This is a genomic window from Flavobacteriales bacterium (assembly GCA_020635395.1).
GTDB lineage: Bacteria > Bacteroidota > Bacteroidia > NS11-12g > UBA9320 > UBA987.
Genome location: JACJZV010000002.1, coordinates 293,973 through 313,308, shown reverse-complemented (window position 1 = coordinate 313,308; position 19,336 = coordinate 293,973). Strand labels below are relative to the sequence as shown.

General features: G+C 40.0%; 14 protein-coding genes. 11 read left to right on the top strand and 3 right to left on the bottom strand.

Going from position 1 to position 19,336, the window contains the following annotated elements; translation table 11 throughout:
- Nucleotides 1-109 precede the first annotated feature (109 nt).
- The 7 genes from H6607_07520 to H6607_07490 all read left to right on the top strand — a co-directional run bounded on the left by H6607_07520 (nucleotide 110) and on the right by H6607_07490 (nucleotide 5,864).
- The gene (locus H6607_07520) at nucleotides 110-1,639 is read left to right on the top strand and encodes a hypothetical protein (GenBank protein ID MCB9262208.1); all 1,530 of its coding nucleotides are present in this window, start codon (nucleotides 110-112) and stop codon (nucleotides 1,637-1,639) included.
- A gap of 92 nt (nucleotides 1,640-1,731) precedes the next feature.
- Complete coding sequence (locus H6607_07515; protein ID MCB9262207.1) at nucleotides 1,732-3,123, top strand: GIY-YIG nuclease family protein; 1,392 nt, start codon at nucleotides 1,732-1,734, stop codon at nucleotides 3,121-3,123.
- A 43-nt stretch (nucleotides 3,124-3,166) separates the two neighbouring features.
- Nucleotides 3,167-3,724, top strand: coding sequence for an RNA polymerase sigma factor (locus H6607_07510; protein MCB9262206.1), 558 nt, complete (start codon nucleotides 3,167-3,169; stop codon nucleotides 3,722-3,724).
- A complete protein-coding gene (locus H6607_07505) occupies nucleotides 3,717-4,019 on the top strand; it encodes a hypothetical protein (protein ID MCB9262205.1) in 303 nt (100 codons plus the stop codon). Before H6607_07510 ends, H6607_07505 begins: the two co-directional genes overlap by 8 nt.
- A 7-nt stretch (nucleotides 4,020-4,026) precedes the next feature.
- Nucleotides 4,027-4,413, top strand: coding sequence for a hypothetical protein (locus H6607_07500; protein ID MCB9262204.1), 387 nt, complete (start codon nucleotides 4,027-4,029; stop codon nucleotides 4,411-4,413).
- Between the two features lie 49 nt (nucleotides 4,414-4,462).
- A complete protein-coding gene (locus tag H6607_07495) occupies nucleotides 4,463-5,281 on the top strand; it encodes a hypothetical protein (GenBank protein MCB9262203.1) in 819 nt (272 codons plus the stop codon).
- Between the two features lie 109 nt (nucleotides 5,282-5,390).
- Complete coding sequence (locus H6607_07490; GenBank protein MCB9262202.1) at nucleotides 5,391-5,864, top strand: hypothetical protein; 474 nt, start codon at nucleotides 5,391-5,393, stop codon at nucleotides 5,862-5,864.
- 4 nt (nucleotides 5,865-5,868) lie between these two features.
- Here the strand turns inward: H6607_07490 and lysS are convergent, their stop codons facing one another.
- Nucleotides 5,869-7,584 carry a lysine--tRNA ligase gene (gene lysS, locus H6607_07485; GenBank protein ID MCB9262201.1) on the bottom strand — a complete coding sequence of 572 codons (1,716 nt, stop codon included), beginning with the start codon at nucleotides 7,582-7,584 and terminating at the stop codon, nucleotides 5,869-5,871.
- Between the two features lie 93 nt (nucleotides 7,585-7,677).
- Here lysS and H6607_07480 point away from each other — a divergent pair, with 93 nt between their 5' ends.
- The 4 genes from H6607_07480 (at nucleotide 7,678) to feoB (ending at nucleotide 14,042) form a co-directional block, all read left to right on the top strand.
- Complete coding sequence (locus H6607_07480) at nucleotides 7,678-10,737, top strand: gliding motility-associated C-terminal domain-containing protein (GenBank protein ID MCB9262200.1); 3,060 nt, start codon at nucleotides 7,678-7,680, stop codon at nucleotides 10,735-10,737.
- Nucleotides 10,738-10,750: 13 nt separating this feature from the next.
- Nucleotides 10,751-11,206, top strand: a complete 456-nt coding sequence (gene tnpA / locus H6607_07475) for an IS200/IS605 family transposase (GenBank protein ID MCB9262199.1) — start codon at nucleotides 10,751-10,753, stop codon at nucleotides 11,204-11,206.
- Nucleotides 11,207-11,953: 747 nt separating this feature from the next.
- Nucleotides 11,954-12,187: a ferrous iron transport protein A gene (locus tag H6607_07470; GenBank protein ID MCB9262198.1), complete on the top strand. Its 234-nt coding sequence runs from the start codon at nucleotides 11,954-11,956 to the stop codon at nucleotides 12,185-12,187.
- A complete protein-coding gene (gene feoB, locus H6607_07465) occupies nucleotides 12,174-14,042 on the top strand; it encodes a ferrous iron transport protein B (GenBank protein ID MCB9262197.1) in 1,869 nt (622 codons plus the stop codon). The genes H6607_07470 and feoB overlap by 14 nt, the downstream gene beginning before the upstream one ends.
- Here feoB and sucD read toward each other — a convergent pair whose 3' ends face one another.
- Together sucD and H6607_07455 are read right to left on the bottom strand one after the other, a co-directional pair.
- Nucleotides 14,043-14,912: a succinate--CoA ligase subunit alpha gene (sucD, locus tag H6607_07460; protein ID MCB9262196.1), complete on the bottom strand. Its 870-nt coding sequence runs from the start codon at nucleotides 14,910-14,912 to the stop codon at nucleotides 14,043-14,045.
- Nucleotides 14,913-15,023: 111 nt separating this feature from the next.
- Entirely contained in the window at nucleotides 15,024-19,208 is a 4,185-nt protein-coding gene (locus H6607_07455) for a PKD domain-containing protein (GenBank protein ID MCB9262195.1), read from the bottom strand.
- Nucleotides 19,209-19,336: the final 128 nt, after the last annotated feature.

Below are 19,336 nucleotides of genomic sequence, written 5' to 3'. Positions count from 1 at the left end.
ACCGTCAAAAATGCCAGACTTTTCATTTCCGAAAATAGCGAAACACAGCAACCTGTGACTTTTCTCAAACAATTAATTTTATATTTTTGAAAAAAAGAAATAATCAAATATGGCTCATCGCATTTTAGGTTTTATTGGCATTTGTGTGTTGGCAACTATTTGCCAAGCCCAAGTTTCTACCTTTGATTTATCAAAATACAAGTTGGCGGATGTGAAATACAAATCGTTCGACAATTATTTTGATAATACGAGTTACGGCGACAAATCGAACGATTGGAAAACCCCCAAACCCAATTCTAAGTATTTAAGTTCCTCTTTTAGATATTCCGGCTATTTCTACACCAATTTCAATTCACGAAAAAGACAAACGGTCAACACCTTTAATATTTCAACCAATGGAAATAGAAGAACGACGGAAATAAATGACAGAACAAGTTCTACAACGCTCCGTTATGATTGGAGTCCCAGTTTTAGTCAGTTTTATAGCAATCGGTTTTATTATAAAAATAATCGGTTTTTTGAATATCAGGTCATGAGCAAATGGCTTTACGAGCAATATCGAAATGAGGCTTATTCTGATGAATTGTTAACGACACGAGAAGTTCACAACGACTATTCCGGTTCGGTGGGTACAGCTTTTAAATATGGCAAAGGCCGATTGGAGCAGGTGGACGATGCCCGGCAAGCTACTTTCTTGTTGGATTATCTGCAACGGGTTGGCCGCTGCCGAACAGACATTTCGGATCAAAAAATTTTGGAGTTGGCTACCTTTATAACCACCCTGCGAAACAGGCGTTTTTTTGATACCCGATTGCTGAAAATTTGGCAAATCGAGCAGTTGGATTCTTTTTTCCAACATCATGATTTAGCAACCAATAGCGATGCAAAGTATTTCGCAACACTCACTGATTATTGGTCTTTTGGTGCCACCCCAACCCGATTTAGCGGAAACCGATTGGCAATGGCAATTTATCCAGCCGTTGGATATTATACCAACGAATATAGAAATACAGGCGGTGGAAATTTGTACACCTACAACAGCGAAGGTCAATATAATAGGTTTTTTTGGGGGTTTGAATTTGACCACGAAAAGCCGATTTCGCAAAAATGGCAGCATTCCATAAATTCTCAAATTTATTGGGGTTCAATACGGTTCAATTCGAGATATAAATATTCCTATAATAACGATTATTCTGAGTGGTCGCCATTCAAAGAAAAAGGCATCCAACTTCATGTAAATAATGGCATTGGCTTTTATCCTAATACTCGAACTGCCATAACTCTAAACACCAGGTTTACGCATCTAACATACAACCATGAGGACAATGAAATATTCATTTGGTATCCAAAATCGTTTGGATTGGCGTTGAATTCGCTTGAAAATAGTTTTGATATTCAATATTACATCTCGCCAAAATTTCGGATAAATTGGAGTTTTTCAAACCAGATAAGAAAGGTTCAAAAGGCAAACGACACTTCTTTGGATGGGCCTTTGCAGATAGCAGGTTTATCAATTTACGATCAATTTCTTGAGCCATCACAGCTTGCTCAATATCCACTATCTCAATCGCAATTCGGCAAAGGTGGAAGTTTCTATTCCTTTTATTCTTATTTGACAGTTTCGTATGCGTTGTTTTAGAGGGATAATCGATGCTATTCCGAGTTTTGTCTTTTTGTACACTTTTTGCCTCTTTAACCCGCTCATTTCTCACAAACAAATATCTTTGCTCAATGCAATATGCGGTGGTAGATGTGGAAACAGCAGGGCAATCGAATAAGATTACCGAAATTGCTATTTATGTTTACGACGATGAGAAAAAAGAGGTGGTGGAGGAGTTTTCCAGTCTCGTAAACCCGGAGTGTTCCATTCCAAGTTTTATTACCAATCTCACGGGCATTAATGATGATATGGTTGCTGCCGCTCCACGGTTTTTCGAAATTGCCAAACAGGTATTTACCATTACCGAAAATCGGGTTTTTGTGGCCCACAGTGTGGGTTTCGACTACAACGTTATTCGCAATGAGTTTAAAGAACTTGGGGCTGATTTTCGGCGAAAAAAGGTGTGTACCGTTCGATTGAGCCGAAAAATTTTTCCGGGAAAAAAATCGTACAGCTTGGGCAAATTATGCGAATCGCTCGACATACCGATTTTCGACCGACACCGTGCCACCGGTGATGCCAAAGCCACCACAATTTTGCTTGAAAGGTTGCTAAACCACGACGACTCCGAAATTGTTTCAGAAACTGTAAAAACACGAAACAAAGAGGGTAGTTTGCCGCCTAATTTACCCAAAGAAACCTTTGATAATCTACCCGACCAACCGGGTGTCTATTTTATGCATAATGAGGAAGGAAAGGTTATTTATGTGGGCAAAGCCAAGGAAATAAAAAGCCGCATTGCAGGTCATTTTGCTGATAATTCCATCAGTAAGCTCAAGTTTAAAAACCAAATTTTTGACATTTCGTACCAAATTACCGGGTCGGAATTTTTGGCCTTGTTGGTAGAGTCTGTTGAGATAAAAAATCATTTTCCAGAATTTAACCGTGCACAGAAATATACCGGAACGGGCTATGCTCTCTGCAAATACGAAGACCAGAATGGCGTGTTTCGGTTGGAGGTGGTTAAAAGCCAAAAATACCTTACCAACGCCATTGCCTCTTTTTCCAACACAGTGCGTGCCAGAGATTTTTTGCAAAATTTGGTAAACGAACATCAGCTTTGTGGCAAAATGACGGGTTTGCAAAACACGGCCAGTGCTTGTTTCGACTATCATTTGGGCAAATGCCTGGGGGTATGCATAAAGGCCGAAACGGCAGAAAAATACAACCAACGGGTGGAGAAAGCCATTGAGGGGTTTACGCTGCAGTGTGGCACCTATTTGGTTTGGCTTCCGGGCAAAACCAGGTTCGAGAAGGCTTTTATTTATATTGAAAATGGCATTTATAAAGGCTACGGTTTTGTGGATGAATCAACCCAGGCCAATGGTATTTTAGAAATGATAGAATCACATTTGATTCCGCAAAAACACAATGTAGATGTGCAACACATTCTTAATTCGTGGCTTCAAAAAATGCATCCTTCCAAAATAATAAAATTGGAAAATTCACCTGCAATGGAATGAAACGGTGATTGAATTGGTCAAAAAAAAACACAAGTGATAGCCAATGGTTGAAGGTGCAAACGAAGAGAAAAAACTGATTTCCCGCATTGTTGGCGGCGAAACGCAGTTGTTTGCCAAAATCGTGGATGCACACAAATCGAGAGTGGCGGTGTGTTTTAAGATGCTGAAAGATGATTTATTGGCCGAAGAAGTTGGTCATGAAACATTTGTGAGGTTGTATAAATCATTACACAAGTTTAAACACGAAAGTTCGCTGGCTACTTACCTGACACGTATAGCTATGAATTTATGCCTGAATAAATTAGAACAAATTAAACGCAACCAATCTCGATATGTTGAGTTGGATGATGCACCAAAAAATGTGTACGACACTGCGAAAAACATCCAAACGGCCTTAGGCATAAAACAAACTGTAGAACGGTGTTTGGATGTGCTAAAACCGGAGGCAAAAGCAGTAGTAGTAATGCGAATGATAGAAGGGTATTCGGTAAAAGAAACAGCCGATATATTGGGAATGGCAGAGGGAACGGTAATGTCTAAACTTAGCAGAGCAATGGAAAAAATGAAAGAAGTATTGATTAAGTTGAATTACAATGGATGATAAACTTACAAAATTAATGAGGGCTTATGGAGAGCAAAACGCCGAATTTTCGGAGGGTTTTACTGACCGTGTTATGAACGAAGTATTGGCCGAAAAACAACTTGAAAGTGGTGTTATTAAACTCTGGTATAAACGAATTTTGCTGGCTGCGGCGGCATGTATAGCCACTTTTTTAATAACGAGTTTTTTGTTGGATGGTAATTTGTCCGCCGACTCGTTGATGGGGTTAGGCCAGCACTCTGAGCAAGACATAGTGGCCTCAATAGAAACGTATAGATTGTGGGATATTAATTAGAAGAAAAATGACAAAACGAATTTTACTCATCATTATTTCGAGCCTTTTGTTGGGGGCAGTTATTGGTTTTTTCGTTGCCGGAAGACTTACCAAAAACAGAATAAACCAAATGGTAGAACATCAGCGTCCACCCATGTTTAAAAACCGATTGGCCGAAAAACTAAATCTTACCGAAATGCAACAGCAAACTTTCGACAGCGTGTTTATGGAGCATGTGCAACGCATGAAAGCCATAGATGCCAGTGTGCGAACCCAAAGGGATGATGAGTTTGATAAACTTTTCGGGGAATTGGAAAAAGGGTTAGATGCAACTCAGATACAAACTTTAAGAAAATTTAAAGAAAGGAGAGAGCAACGACGAAATGCACCAAAAGGCCGACCACCAATGGAATAAACTTTGAGAAACAATGGTCAAAATGGAAACAATTTAAAAGGATAGAGAAATGAAAAAACTACTAATTATTGGTTTGATGGCCGCTCTGGGAGCAGCACAAGCCTCTGCACAGCGAGGAACACATGGTGGCAAACAACTTGAACGACGAATTCACCGACAAGAAATGATGCAGCATAAAATGGCCGAATTGGATTCGGTGGTGAGTTTGACGGATGTTCAAAAATCACAGATTGAAGTGCTGAATGCCGATTTTAAAACCAAAATGAAAGAAAATAAAGGCGACAGAGAGGCCATGAAAACAGCCGCGAAAGAACACAGACAAGCCATAAAAGCAATTCTAACCCCGGAGCAAATAGAAAAACTGGAAGCTTATAAAGCAGCAAAAAAAGAGGACATGAAGGCCATGCACCAAGAAATGAAAACGTATCGAAAAACAAACATTGAGCCAGCATTGAAATCGAAACGTGCGGAACTTGATGAGGTTCTTACGGATGCCGAAAAAGCCAAAATTGATTCGTTGAGAAGTATTTATAAATCTGATTTTAAAGAATTTGGAGAACACAAACGCGACAGCTTTTCTCCAGAAAAAAGAAAAGAGCAAATGGCAGAAGGAAAGGCCTTGCATGAGCAACGAAAAGCGGATTTGGATAAAGAATTAAAACCAATAATTGCGGCACACAAATTAGAAATAGAAAAAATAGAGTCGGATTTGAAACCTTTGCAAGATACTTGGAAGGCAGATATGCAGGCCATTCGGGCAAAACACTCCGCAGGAAAGGATGCCCACCCAAAATATGGGCATGGCAAAATGGAAAAGGACTCGAAGGTAGAAATGAAACGGTATCATTTTTTGCTCATGAAGGCTTAATATTTACATAGGATTATTGACTAAAAGGAGGTTAGCATACGTTAACCTCTTTTTTTTATTTTTAGAATTGACAATAATCCACCATATTTGAGGTTCTATTTTGAGTAGTATGAAAAAATTATCAATGTTTTTAGGAATGACTTTTTTGGTGGCATCAGCCATGTTTCTTCAAAACTGTAAAAATGGTGTAAAAAAGGGTTGCGGAGAAACAAAAATCAGCAAAAGTGGAGAGAAAGAAAGCCACAATAATGGCAAAAACTGTATGACATGCCATGTGGAATCAGGAGACGGTGACGGCTGTTTTGTAGTAGCAGGTTCTGCCTATAAAAGTGATAAATCATCGCCCGCCAGCTCAGGCTCCATAAAACTTTATACAGAAGCTAATGGCGGTGGAACGTTGAAGCACACCATTCAGATTGATCAAAACGGTAATTTTTATACCACTGAAAATATTGATATGACTGGTTTGTTTCCTTCCATTGATTTAGGTGGAAATGTGCAACACATGAGCACACAACCCGGCACGGGAGCATGCAATAGTTGCCATGGTGTAACCACAGAAAAGCTTTGGGGAACTAATTAGAACTCTATCCTAACCAGATGGCCACGGCTTCTGGGTTTAAAGCAGCTATTTCTAATTTGTTCTTTTTTCGGTATCCGTTCAAAGATTGGGCTAATTTTCCGGCGTTTTCTTCTTTTTTGAGAAGTTCTACCGTGGCATATCCCATTTTTTTGAGATGGTCAACCCATTCAATAGGAACTCCAATTTCTTCAAATTTTTCTGCCGAGTCTTCTTTTGAAACCTTTTCTGGCCGCATTTGAGGGAAGAAAAGTACTTCTTGTATGCTCTCGTTGTTGGTTAATAGCATAACCAAACGGTCTATACCGATGCCTATTCCGGCAGTTGGTGGCATACCATATTCTAATGCTCTCAAAAAGTCGTGGTCGATAAACATGGCTTCGTCGTCACCACGCTCCAGCAATTTTGTTTGTTCTTCAAACCGTTCCCGTTGGTCTATGGGGTCGTTCAACTCGCTATAGCAATTGGCAATTTCTTTTCGATTTATGATTAATTCAAACCGTTCGGTAAGATTGGGGTTGCCTCTGTGTTTTTTTGTAAGAGGACTCATACTAACCGGGTAATCCATGATAAAGGTTGGCTGCACCAAATGGTGTTCGCATTTTTCGCCAAAAATTTCGTCAATCATCTTGCCCGCACCCATGCTTTCGTCCACTTCCACACCCAATTCTTTGGCCGTTTTTCTAATCTCATCTTCGGTCATTTCCGACAAATCAACACCAGTATATTTTTTGATGGCACCAAAAATGGTCAAACGGTCGAAGGCTTTTCCAAAGTCAATTTCGTTTTCTCCAAATTTAATCTTTTCGCCTCCGGTTACCTCTTTGCAAATGGTTCGCAGCAAATCTTCGGTCATGTCCATCATCCAGTTATAATCTTTATAGGCCACATAAAGCTCCATTTGCGTAAACTCAGGATTATGGGTTTTGTCCATCCCTTCGTTTCTGAAATCTTTTGCAAATTCAAATACACCTTCAAATCCACCAACAATCAATCGTTTTAAATACAATTCGTTGGCAATTCTCAAATAAAGCGGAATATCTAACGCATTATGATGCGTTATGAACGGACGAGCCGCTGCTCCACCTGGAATGCTCTGCAAAATGGGGGTTTCCACTTCCAAATAGCCTTTTTCTTCTAGATAATTTCGCATGGTTTTGATTGTTTTGGTTCGGGCTAAAAAGGTGTTTTTTACTTTTGGGTTTACTATCAAATCCACATACCGCATTCGGTATCGAGCCTCGGGGTCAGTAAAAGCGTCAAATACTTTTCCGTCGGCTTCTTTGGGCATGGGCAACGGATTTAATGATTTGCTCAATACCTTCAGTTCGCTCACATGAATAGAAGTTTCTCCCGTTTGAGTTTTAAAAATGTAGCCCTTAACGCCAATAATATCGCCTATATCAAGCAGTCGCTTAAACACTTCATTATAGAGTGTTTTATCTTCGTCCACACAAATTTCGTCACGATTTATGTAGGCTTGAATTCGACCATATTGGTCTTGTATTGCAGCAAAACTGGCTTTACCCATAATGCGACGAACCATGATGCGACCCGCAAATGAAACCTCCACTTTTGCATCCGGTTTATCATCAGCCACTTTTTTTATTTCGTCTGAATTATGAGACACCACAAATTCTTCTGCCGGATAGGGTTCTATGCCCAGTTCCCGAAGTTTTTTTAACGATTCACGACGTTGTATTTGCTGCTCGTTTAAAGCCATTTTTCAAAATTTGTGCGAATATACTTTGGTTTGTGCAAACCAAAACCCGTAAGCAACGCAAACAATGCTTTTTGTGTCTTAACTTTGCTGATAATGCGAGTCTTAAAAACAGTTTTTTCGATTTTTTTGGTAATCCAATCGTGGAATTGTTTTGCTATTTCAGAACCCCAACCGACTCAAAGTCCAGATTTTCTGTTTGAAGAAAACAAAGGCCAGTTTCATGAAAATGTTCTTTTTAGATGCCGATTGCCAAACGGTTATTTGTTCTTGGAACGTGCGAGATTAACCTATCTTTTTCAAAATCAGGATGATAAACGAGCTATCATGGAGGCCATTCATGAGCATGATTTCGACAATAGAAATACTGAATTTGTGCAGCGACAGCACAGCATAAAAATTGATTTTATAAATGCCGATAATACGGCCAAAGTTCAGGGTTTTCAACCTGAAAATTATTACCACAATTATTTTGTTGGAAGTAATAGAAGTAATTGGGCAACAGAGGTAAAACTTTATAAAAGAGTAGTTTATAAAAATATTTATCCAAACGTAGATTTGGTTTTTTATACAGATGCAAATGGAACATTAAAATATGACTGGAAAATTTCAAACGGTGGGAAAGCGGAAAACATTCGATTGAAATTTGACGGACATGAACAAATAAATCTGGTCGGAGACAGTCTTTTTGTTCATACTTCTTGCGGAAACTTGATAGAAACTCCACCCATTTTAAAAGCAAATAATGAGGATGAAAAATTGCCAGCTTGCCACTTTTCAGTAAGTCAAAATGAGCTTTCCTATTGCATCGAAAATCAACAAAACTTGTTAGAATTTGTCATTGACCCTGCGTTAATTTTTTCTACTTATTCAGGCTCGCGTGGCGACAATTTTGGTTTTACCGCAACGTATGATTCTCGCAGCCACCTCTATGCCGGAGGAATAACAGATGGTGACCAAGGAAATTATCCGGTAACAACCGGGGCGTTTCAAACCACCTATGGCGGCGGGCTTGGCCGACCCGATGTCTATCTTTCGTGTGATATTAGCATAAGCAAATATGATTCGGCGGGAACAACCCTGCTTTGGGCGACCTATTTGGGTGGGGCTGATGATGACTACCCACATAGTTTGGTGGTAAATCAGGATGATGAACTGTACGTAATGGGAACCACCTATTCCAAGAATTTTCCAATGTCTCTATCAGGGTATGATACTTCATATAATGGTAATGCAGATATAATTATCTCAAAACTTTCGGCAGATGGGAAAAAACTTTTAGGCTCTACATACATTGGTGGCTCAGGAATTGACGGGCTTAATCGGCACGCCGATTTACGATATAATTATGCCGATGACTTTAGGGGAGATATAATTCCGGATGAGAATAAAAATGTGTATGTGGCCAGTTGCACACGTTCCTCTGATTTTCCGTTGATAGATGCCGTTGATAGCACCATTGCTTCACAAGAGGGGTGCTTTATGCAGTTTAATAGTGATTTGTCGGTTTTAAAATGGTCGAGTTTTTTAGGTGGTTCAAAGGCCGATGCTCTGTATAGTATTAAAGTGGATTTGGATAGCTCTATCTATGTAGGTGGAGGCACATCCAGCGATGATATAGAAACAACCTCCAATGCTTTCGAGAAAAACGCTCCCGGCAATGTGGACGGCTATGTAGCAGTCATCGATAGAAAAAACAAAAAAATAACTTCGCTTAGTTATTGGGGAACTTCACAATACGACCAAATCTATTTTATTGATTTGAATAAAGATTTTGGAAATGTGTTTGTGGCTGGTCAAACAACCGGAAACATTAACCCGAGTGCAGGTGTTTATGGTCAACCAAATAAAAGTCAGTTTATTGCCAAATTGGAGGCTGATTTATCCAACCTAAAATGGCAAACTTCGTTTGGTGCAAGAGATAATCAGGTTGACATTTCTCCAAGTGCTTTTTTGGTTGATAATTGTGAGCATATCTATATGAGTGGCTGGGGAAGCAATACGCACCCGGATATGCACCCTGGTTCCACGGCAAATCTTCCCATTTCTTCCAATGCCGTGCAAAAAACCACAGACGACAACGATTTTTATTTACTGGTGTTGGATAAAGATGCTCAAAGCTTACTGTATGCCACCTATTTTGGTGGTGATAGCAGTCATGATCATGTGGACGGAGGTACCAGCCGTTTTGATAAAAGGGGGGTGGTTTATCAGTCGGTTTGCTCCAGCTGCCCACAAGTGTCAGGAGCTCCGGGATTTCAGGATTTTCCGGTAACACCCAATGCCGCTTTTACAAAAAATGTAAGCCCCAGGTGCAGCAATGCCAGTTTTAAAATCGATTTGCAAATTCGCACTGATGTTGATGCCTATTTCGTACCCAATCCTGTGTTGGGTTGTTCGCCATTAACGGTAAATTTTGATAATCGAAGCCGTGTGGTTCAAAAGTTTATTTGGGATTTTGGCGACGGTACTAAAGATAGCACCTCGCTCAACCCTTTTCATGTTTATACAGAACCGGGCGATTATGAAATTACCCTTACCGTTATTGATTCGAATACATGCAATATCTCAGATATTTTTAAACGTCAAATCAAGGTTTTGGGCAATCCCAAAGCAGCGTTTGAATTTGAAATTGACCCTTGTAGCTACGAAGTGCAGTTTGAAACCAACGTTGAGGCCATTGATTATTTTTGGAATTTGGGTGATGGAAATACCGAAACAAAACAGAAATTTAATTACCAATTCGAACCGGGTTCGGCCAATTTTGTCACACTTTACGTAAATAAAGGGACAGTTTGTGAAGATTCTATCACCAAAGAAATTAATGTGGCAAACGCGGCAGCCAGGGATGTTTTTATACCAAATATTTTTACCCCAAACGGCGACAAATTGAATGATTTTTATTGCATAGATGGTTTGTTAAACGGTTGCGACAAATTTGAAATTTGGATTTATAACCGGTGGGGAGAGCGGGTGTTTCACACAACAGATATGAACGAATGTTGGGATGGCAAATCGAGTTCCAGTGCGGCCATCTATCCGGGAGGCACATACTTCTACATTATCCAAATAACCGAAGCTGAATACTCCACTATTTCTGAGGAGGCAAAGAAAAAATACAAAATCAGCGGGGTGGTAACGTTAGTAGGGGAATAAAAATTTACTTAACATGACGGTTGGGACATTTTCACAGATATATGTACAAATAGTTTTTGCGGTAAAAGGCAGAGAAAGCCTTATTCAATCTTCATGGGAAGATGAATTGTATAAATACATAACCGGAATAATCCAAAATAAGGGCCAAAAGGTTATTTCCATTAATGGTATGCCAGACCATATCCACATTTTAATTGGTATGAAGCCAATATGCAGTCTATCCGATTTGGTTCGGGAAGTTAAGAAATCAAGTAATAAATTTATAAAGGAAAAGAAATTTGTGAAGGGAAATTTTCAATGGCAGGAAGGGTACGGTGCTTTTTCGTATAATCATTCGGCTTTGGAAAATGTTATAACGTATATAAATAACCAAAAGGAACATCACAAAAAGCGGACATTTCGGGAAGAATATATCGACTTTTTAGAAAAATTTCGGGTGGAATACAAAGAGGAATATTTGCCTGAGTGATAAAATGATTTGCTACACCTAAAGAGGATATTATTTGGTAAATCCAATTTGTTTGCAAGCCAAACAAAACCACGAAGTGGTTTCATAGATATAGAATGAATTGGTGAATAGGTACGACCCCGAAGGGGTCGAATTCTTTATCCGAGAAGGTATTTTTATATCTATTCAATCCTTTTAGGATTTACCAAACATTAATTGACAAATCCAATTTGTTCGCAAGTCAAACAAAACCACGAAGTGGTTTCATAGATATAGAATGAATTGGTGAATAGGTACGACCCCGAAGGGGTCGAATTCTTTATCCGAGAAGGTATTTTTATATCTATTCAATCCTTTTAGGATTTACCAAACATTAATTGACAAATCCAATTTGTTCGCAAGTCAAACAAAACCACGAAGTGGTTTCATAGATATAGAATGAATCGTTGTATGGGTGCGACCCCGAAGGGGTCGAATTATTATGTAAATCTGAGGTTTGTATATCTATTCAATCCTTTCAGGGTTTACCAAGCATTATTTTGTGAATCCAATTTGTTCTTCAAATAGAACCACGAAGTGGTTTCATAGATGTAAAATCAATTGGGGAATAAGTACGACCCCGAAGGGGTCGCATCATTCATTTTCATCCCCTTTCAAAACCACTCTTTCCTTGTTGGATAATTCGTTATAATATTCTCCTGCCAAAAATCATCTAAACAAACACTTCATTATTTTTAATTATTCTAAATAAAGTTCAACTTTGCCGCCATGCTATTGGCAGAACTTAAAAGAGGACAACGGGCTATTATTAAGGAGGTATTGACCTCAGCATTTGGTAATAAACTCATGGAGATGGGATGCCATCCGGGGGTGGAAATAAAACTGCTGATGCCCGCACCTTTTGGCGATCCGTTGGCCTTTGACGTAGGCGGATATTGCCTGAGCATGCGAAAATCGGAGGCTCAATTTGTTGAAGTTGAATTGATTGATGAGCAACACTAAATCCGAAATAATCGTTGCTCTATGCGGCAATCCGAATTGCGGGAAAAGTTCTATTTTTAACCGACTTACCGGATTAAATCAAAAAATAACGAACGTTCCGGGTACCACCATCGAGCGAAAAACAGGAAAATTCACCCTTCAAAATCAGAAATTTCGATTAATCGACACCCCTGGCACATACAGCATTGACCCAAAGTCGAGAGATGAGGAGGAAGCACTTGAAATTTTTAATGAACAGTCTGACGAGAGACCTGATTTGATTGTTTATGTGGCAGATGCCAACAATCTAAAACGTAACCTATTATTCTTTAGTCAGTTGTCGGAGTTAAAAATCCCGATAATCCTGCTTTTGAATATGTGGGATGTGGCCGTTTTTAAAGGAATTGACATAGATGTAGAGCGGCTTCAAAATGAATTGGGTGTAAAAGTTTTAACAACAAATGCCCGATTGGGCAATGGTATAGACGTACTAAAGGCAGAGCTTGTCAAACCTCAGTTTACCTCTCATTTTCATTTTTCAGAAAAAAGGGAAAACGATATTTCCCAGAGATTTGAAAGGATATCAACCTTATTAAATAAAACGGTTAAACAAAAAAGCCAAAGAGAGCTGCTTACCGACAAACTCGACCCTATTTTGACACATCCTATTTGGGGTTATGCCATTTTTCTGTTGGTTTTGCTCATTGTTTTTCAAAGCATTTTTACGTTGGCCGAATGGCCAATGAACTGGATAGAGTATGGTTTTGAAGGGCTAAAAAATCTTATCGGCAAGACATCGCTTGCTCCGCAAATAAAAAGTTTATTGGCCGATGGGTTGGTTTCCGGTTTGGCAGGAGTTTTAGTGTTTATTCCTCAAATTGCCATTCTTATATTTTTTATGTCTATTCTGGAAGATACGGGCTATATGGCTCGTGTAAGTTTTATTATGGATAAAATACTTCGAGGATTTGGATTGAATGGAAAATCCGTAATGCCGATGCTCAGCGGTGCAGCTTGTGCTATTCCGGCCATTATGGCCACTAGGAATATTGAAAATTGGAAGGACAGGATTATTACCATATTGATTACTCCGTTAATGAGTTGTTCTGCTCGACTTCCGGTTTATACCCTGCTTATTTCCATTGCAGTTCCGGCTCAAAAGGTATGGGGTTTTGTAAGTTTACAAGCGTTGGTCTTGCTGGCCATGTATGTTATCGGCACTGTGGCAGCTCTTGTTGCAGCATTGGCTTTTAAATATGTGGTAAAGGCTCAAGGGTTGAATTACTTTATAATGGAGATGCCCATTTATCATCCTCCGCGATGGAAGAATATCTGGATGACGGTGTGGCAAAAAAGTAAAAGTTTCGTGCTGGAGGCGGGCAAAGTTATAATCATAGTTTCTGTTCTTCTTTGGTTTTTAGCGAGTTATGGCCCCAACAATACCGGCAAAATATTCAAACCAACTCAAACCGAGCAGCTCGAAACCTCGTATGCAGGGCATTTCGGGAAAAGCATTGAACCAGCCATCGAACCTTTAGGTTTCAACTGGAAGATTGGAATAGCATTAATCACATCTATTGCCGCAAGAGAGGTATTTGTTGGCACCATGAGTACTATTTATAGTGTGGGCAGCGATGATGAAACAACACTAAAGCAGAAATTATTGGCAGAGAAAAATGAAGCCGGAAAACCAGCTTATGGTTTGGCTACGGTGTTTTCATTAATGATTTTTTACGCTTTTGCCATGCAGTGTATAAGCACATTGGCAGTAGTATATAAAGAAACCAAAAGCCTTAAATGGCCTATCATACAATTTGCCTATATGACAGGACTAGCCTATTTGGGGAGTTTAGTTGTATTTCAAATTTGGGGTTGATTAACCTACTAACTCCGCCATTTTAGCTCCAATTTCGGCGGGCGAGTCAACCACGTGAATGCCGCATGAACGCATAATGGCTTTTTTGGCCGCAGCCGTGTCGTCTTTGCCACCCACAATAGCTCCAGCATGACCCATTCTTCTACCTTTTGGTGCAGTTTCTCCGGCAATAAAACCAACCACAGGTTTGGTGCCAAATTCTTTTATCCAACGGGCTGCTTCGGCTTCCATACTGCCGCCGATTTCGCCAATCATAATAATGCCGTCAGTTTCAGGGTCGTTCATCAACATTTCAACGGCTTCTTTGGTTGATGTGCCAATAATAGGGTCTCCACCTATACCTATGGCTGTAGATTGTCCAAGTCCGGCTTTGGTTATTTGGTCAACTGCCTCATAAGTCAATGTGCCAGATTTTGATACAATTCCAATTCTTCCGGGTTTAAAAATAAAGCCGGGCATTATGCCCACTTTTGCCTCTCCTGCCGTCATAACTCCTGGACAGTTTGGACCAATCATACGCACGTTTCGGTCGGTTAAATAATGTTTTACGGTTATCATGTCTTTGGTTGGTATTCCTTCCGTAATACAAATAATAACTTTTATACCTGCATCAGCAGCTTCCATAATGGCATCGGCAGCAAAGGCCGGTGGAACAAAAATGATGGAAACATCTGCTTCGGTGTTGTCCACCGCTTCTTTAACCGTATTAAAAACAGGTTTGTCCAAATGAGTTTGTCCACCTTTGCCGGGGGTTACGCCGCCCACAACGTTGGTTCCGTATTCTATCATCTGTCCGGCATGAAAAGAGCCTTCACTTCCGGTAAATCCTTGAACAATGACTTTTGAATTTTTATTAACTAAAACACTCATTTGTTTCTCTGTTTTTTTGAAGGGGCAAAGGTATTATTTCTAATGAAAGAAATATAAAAAATCCCGAATTCAACTGGGTAAATTCGGGATGATGAGAATGTAAAAAGGGTTTTATCGAATAATGTGAATTACACCGCTGATGGTTTGCCACCTTCCGGTTTCTGCATTTCTAAAACGCACCATATAGGGGTATGACCCAAGGGCTACTGGATTGCCCTTGTATGTTCCATCCCAAGATTCTATCGGATTTTCAGACTTATAAATCGTTTCGCCCCAACGGTTAAATATTTCCATGCTATAGCCCTGCACGCCATCAAACATTCCGTAAATAGAGAATCGATCGTTAACCAAATCACCGTTTGGCGAAAAGGCAGTGGGTGCATGTACAAAGAAATCGCGTTTTACATGAATGGCTTTGCTGATGGTATCTTTACAACCATTTCCGGCAGTGGCAATAAGTATGGCTATGTAATCTCCGGGTTGAGGGAAGGTATAGTCAACATCTTTTGAAGTAAAAGTAGCTCCGTTCGACAAAGCCCAATCAAAACTTGTAGCATCGGCCGATGATTCATTAATAAATGAAATGTCAGGATTAAGCAAACTCGGCTCATCTGGAGTAAAGCTAAAGGCAGCTGTGGGTTTTGCCAAAACATCAATATTTATTGGTGTGGCCAACGAACTTTTGCATCCGGCATTTGATACTGCGTCCACTGTTACACTATACGAGCCGGGGACTGTGTAAGTATGTCCCGGATTGACCCCTGTGGCGGAGTTTCCATCGCCAAAATCCCATGAGTATGAGGCAATGCTGCCGCTACTTATGGATGAATTGTTTGTAAAACTTGGTCTAAAAGGTTGGCAACCGCTCGTTGGCGAAGCAGATATATCGATTACGGGCAATGGAGCAATACTGAACGTTTTTATTATAGAATCTCTGCATCCGTTGTTGGTAACAACTACCAGTTTCATTGAATATTCTGCCGGGGCTGAAAACGTTCGGCTTACAGAAGAACCTGCGTCTTGAACGGCATCATTATATTCCCAATTAATTGAGGTTAACGATCCGCTCGAAACAGTGGAGGTGGAATTGAATGATGTCAAATCATTCAGGCATGTATCCTGATAGGTAAAAGAAGCCTTTGGCAATGGATATACTTCTACATTTTGTACTTTTGAATTAGTGCACCCTTTGGTACTTGACACATTGAGCCGAACCGTATTGTTTCCAACGGTTGCCCCTGTTAGTGTCGGACTTTTTACGCTCGAAGCAAGCGTGCCATTCAGATACCATAGATAACCTGATATTACCTCTCCGTTTCCGATAGTGCTTTTATCTACAGGAACTAAATTTTTACCAAAACAAACAGGATTAATCGTAAAATCGGCCACTGGAATTGCCCAAATGGTTACCGAGTCTTTTAATGACATTTTGCATCCGTTGTTGGTGGTGGCGTTTACCGTAATTTCATATTTTCCGGTGGTTGCAGATGTAAATTTAAGCGTATCTGTTGTTGATGTGCTGCCACCTCCTGTCCAGCTCCAAGTTTTAAACTGATCACCATCTAAGTTGCTATTGGCCGTAATTTTTGCCTGCTGATTTTGGCAGACCGTAGGGAAATTAAACGTAGTAAACTGTGGGTTGTACAAAGTAAACGTTTTGTTCATTGTGTCTTTGCACCCTTTGTCGCTGGTGGCAATTAGTCGTATATTTTTGGTGCCTTTGGTTGTATATTTTTGCTTAGGGTCTTTTTGAGTTGAGGTAAATCCATCGGCGAGTGTCCAAGTATAATTGGCTATATTTCCAGAAGATACGGTTGATTTATTTGTGTAAAAGATGGTATCGTGCAAACATTTTCCGGTAATGTCAAAGTCGGCTACCACATTTGGGTCGGCTGCAACGGTGTGCTTTACGGAATCTACACAAAATGTATCTTGGTGACCAATGAGCCAAACATCATAAGAACCTGTATTTCCGAATATGTGCTGAACATTTTTGGTGGTAAAATAACTTCCATCAGAAAATTTCCACTCAAAATTTTGCAGAGCATATTTTACAGAAGTAGAAGTATTTGTAAAATTGACTGTCATGCCTGTGCATGTGTCATTGTATTTAAAGTCAATATTAAAAAAAGGATGTTTTACAACGGTGTCTCTTACGGAAGCAAAACAACCACTGTCGGTGGTGGCAATTAAATCAACGAAAAAAGTGCCGCTGTCTTGATAAAAATGGTTGGGCGACTTCGTGCTACTTGAGTCTCCGTCTCCAAAATACCATTTGTATTGGGCAATGCTTCCTGTTTTTACTTTTGAGGTGTCTGTAAAAATTGTTGATTCTTTAAAACATACATCATCAGCCATAAAACCGGGCTTGGGCAATGGGCTAATAACCATGTCATAACTCAGCGTGTCGGCACATTGAAAGGTTGTTTTAGTGATTAGTTTAACATTATAAACTCCTGCGGTATCGTAATATTTTGAAGTGTTTGTTTGATAAACAGGTGTACCCGTGTGAAAAATCCATTGTCTGTTCAAAATGGTTTCGCCACCTGGCACGGTGCTGGAGTCGGTAAAGTTTACCACGTGCTGCTCGCATCTATGAGATGTTGCAAGTTTTGCCGTTGGAACTCCATTTACTCTAACTTCCATTGGGGTAGAGTCGTAAACCGAACATCCGTCAAATAAATCTTTGTATGTTCTTAACCATACAATGTAGTCACCAGTGTCTTTGTAGGTGTGTTCCGTGTTTTGAATGGTATCTTTTGTTCCATCTCCAAAAAACCACTCCCATTTGGTAACAGTATATTCTGCTTTCCCTTCAAATTTGGCAGCTTGGCCAAGACAAACCGAGTTTACCTCATTTTGTGCAGAGTTTTTTAGTTTTATTTGAGCTGTTAAGTCTTTTACGTTGGCACCCGCCGAATATCCGTAAGATTCATAATCGCCAAATCCGTAGGCAATAGCCAAAAATCCAACATCGGCCTTCAATTGGTGGTTGCCTTTGGTAACTTTTATTTGTGCATAAGAATAAGAGTTCTTTTTTGGTACAGGGGTAAAAGTGGCAGACGAACCATCAATTTTAAATGTGCTGGTATATGCCGTAGGCATAATAACATTGATGTAGTGGTCAATAATATCTTCGTATTCGCTGGAATAAACCGTGATGTTTTTCAGGGTTTGTTCTAATGGGCTAAGAATGGTCATACTCGGGTCGCCTTTACCACCACATTTTTGGCTTGTCTGATATTGGGCAACCATAATTGGTTTTGTTGCCAAGAAATATTTTGTTGTACTGACATCTCTAATATCTTGAAAATCCCCAGCTTTGGCTAAGTAATAAGAGGTTGGAGTTCCGGTTTCGTTCAGCATGGTAACTGTTGTTGCATCTTCGGCGGCAACTACTCTGATGTGGTCAACTGTTCGATTTTTGAAAGGAATAGTTATAAATTGATTTCCCCAAGATTGGGTTGGATACATTTGTTGGTAGAGGTTGTCTCTTGAATTTAAACCTCCGGTACTTGCACCCGTGCACAAGATATAGGTATCGCTGCTGCCCGAAAAAACAGCAACTGTTCTGCAATTGGAGGTTGAACCGGTATCTATTACCTCTATATGTGTGCCGGTCACGTCTTGAGTTGCACCATAGGTTTTGGCTCTGCCCTGATATACTTCTCCGGCATTTAGGGTAATGTAATAAGGGGTTCCCTTTGCAATGTCGCCCGAACTGCCAGTAAGTACAGCAGTTGGTGTTATTTTTACCTTCGTATTGTCTTTGTTGGCAATAATCATAAACTGCGAACGGGCCGTATTTTGCAATTGCTCATAGGCCATGCAAAAATATTCTTTACCCGTGGCAGGTGTTGGCAAAACCAACGTGGCATCGGAGCAATACTGGTAGTAAATGTGAGAATAAACCACAATTGGTTTTTGAGAAGTCACATGTATGCCTTGACCCGTGATGCAGTCTGAACAACCAACATAAGCCTGACTGGATGGAATAGCCACCAAGGTCATGGCGTTGGCCGTCACGGTAAACGTGGTTGACCAAGATTTGCCGGGAATCGAAACCGTTCCGGAGGTGTTGGAGTCGGAGGTAATGTACAAATACATACCTGCACTCGTGCCATCTCGGTGTGCCATGAAGCCTACCCAAAAGTCTTTCCCTTTATTCGAATTTGATTGGGCATTTACTGACAAGTTTGTCAGGAATAATGTGGCCAATACCAACAGTTTTAACAAGTGTTTACCCTTACTCATTACCATTCTACACACCTGCATTTTAGAAACTCCATTTTCCATAATGCAAAAAAAAAACGCTTTAATACTTTACTTTTCTATGACAAAGTGAATTTTGCCGTACCAAAGGTAGAATTATATCCGAAAATTGCAAATGAAAATTTGCATATTTCAAGGTATTATCGTCAAAA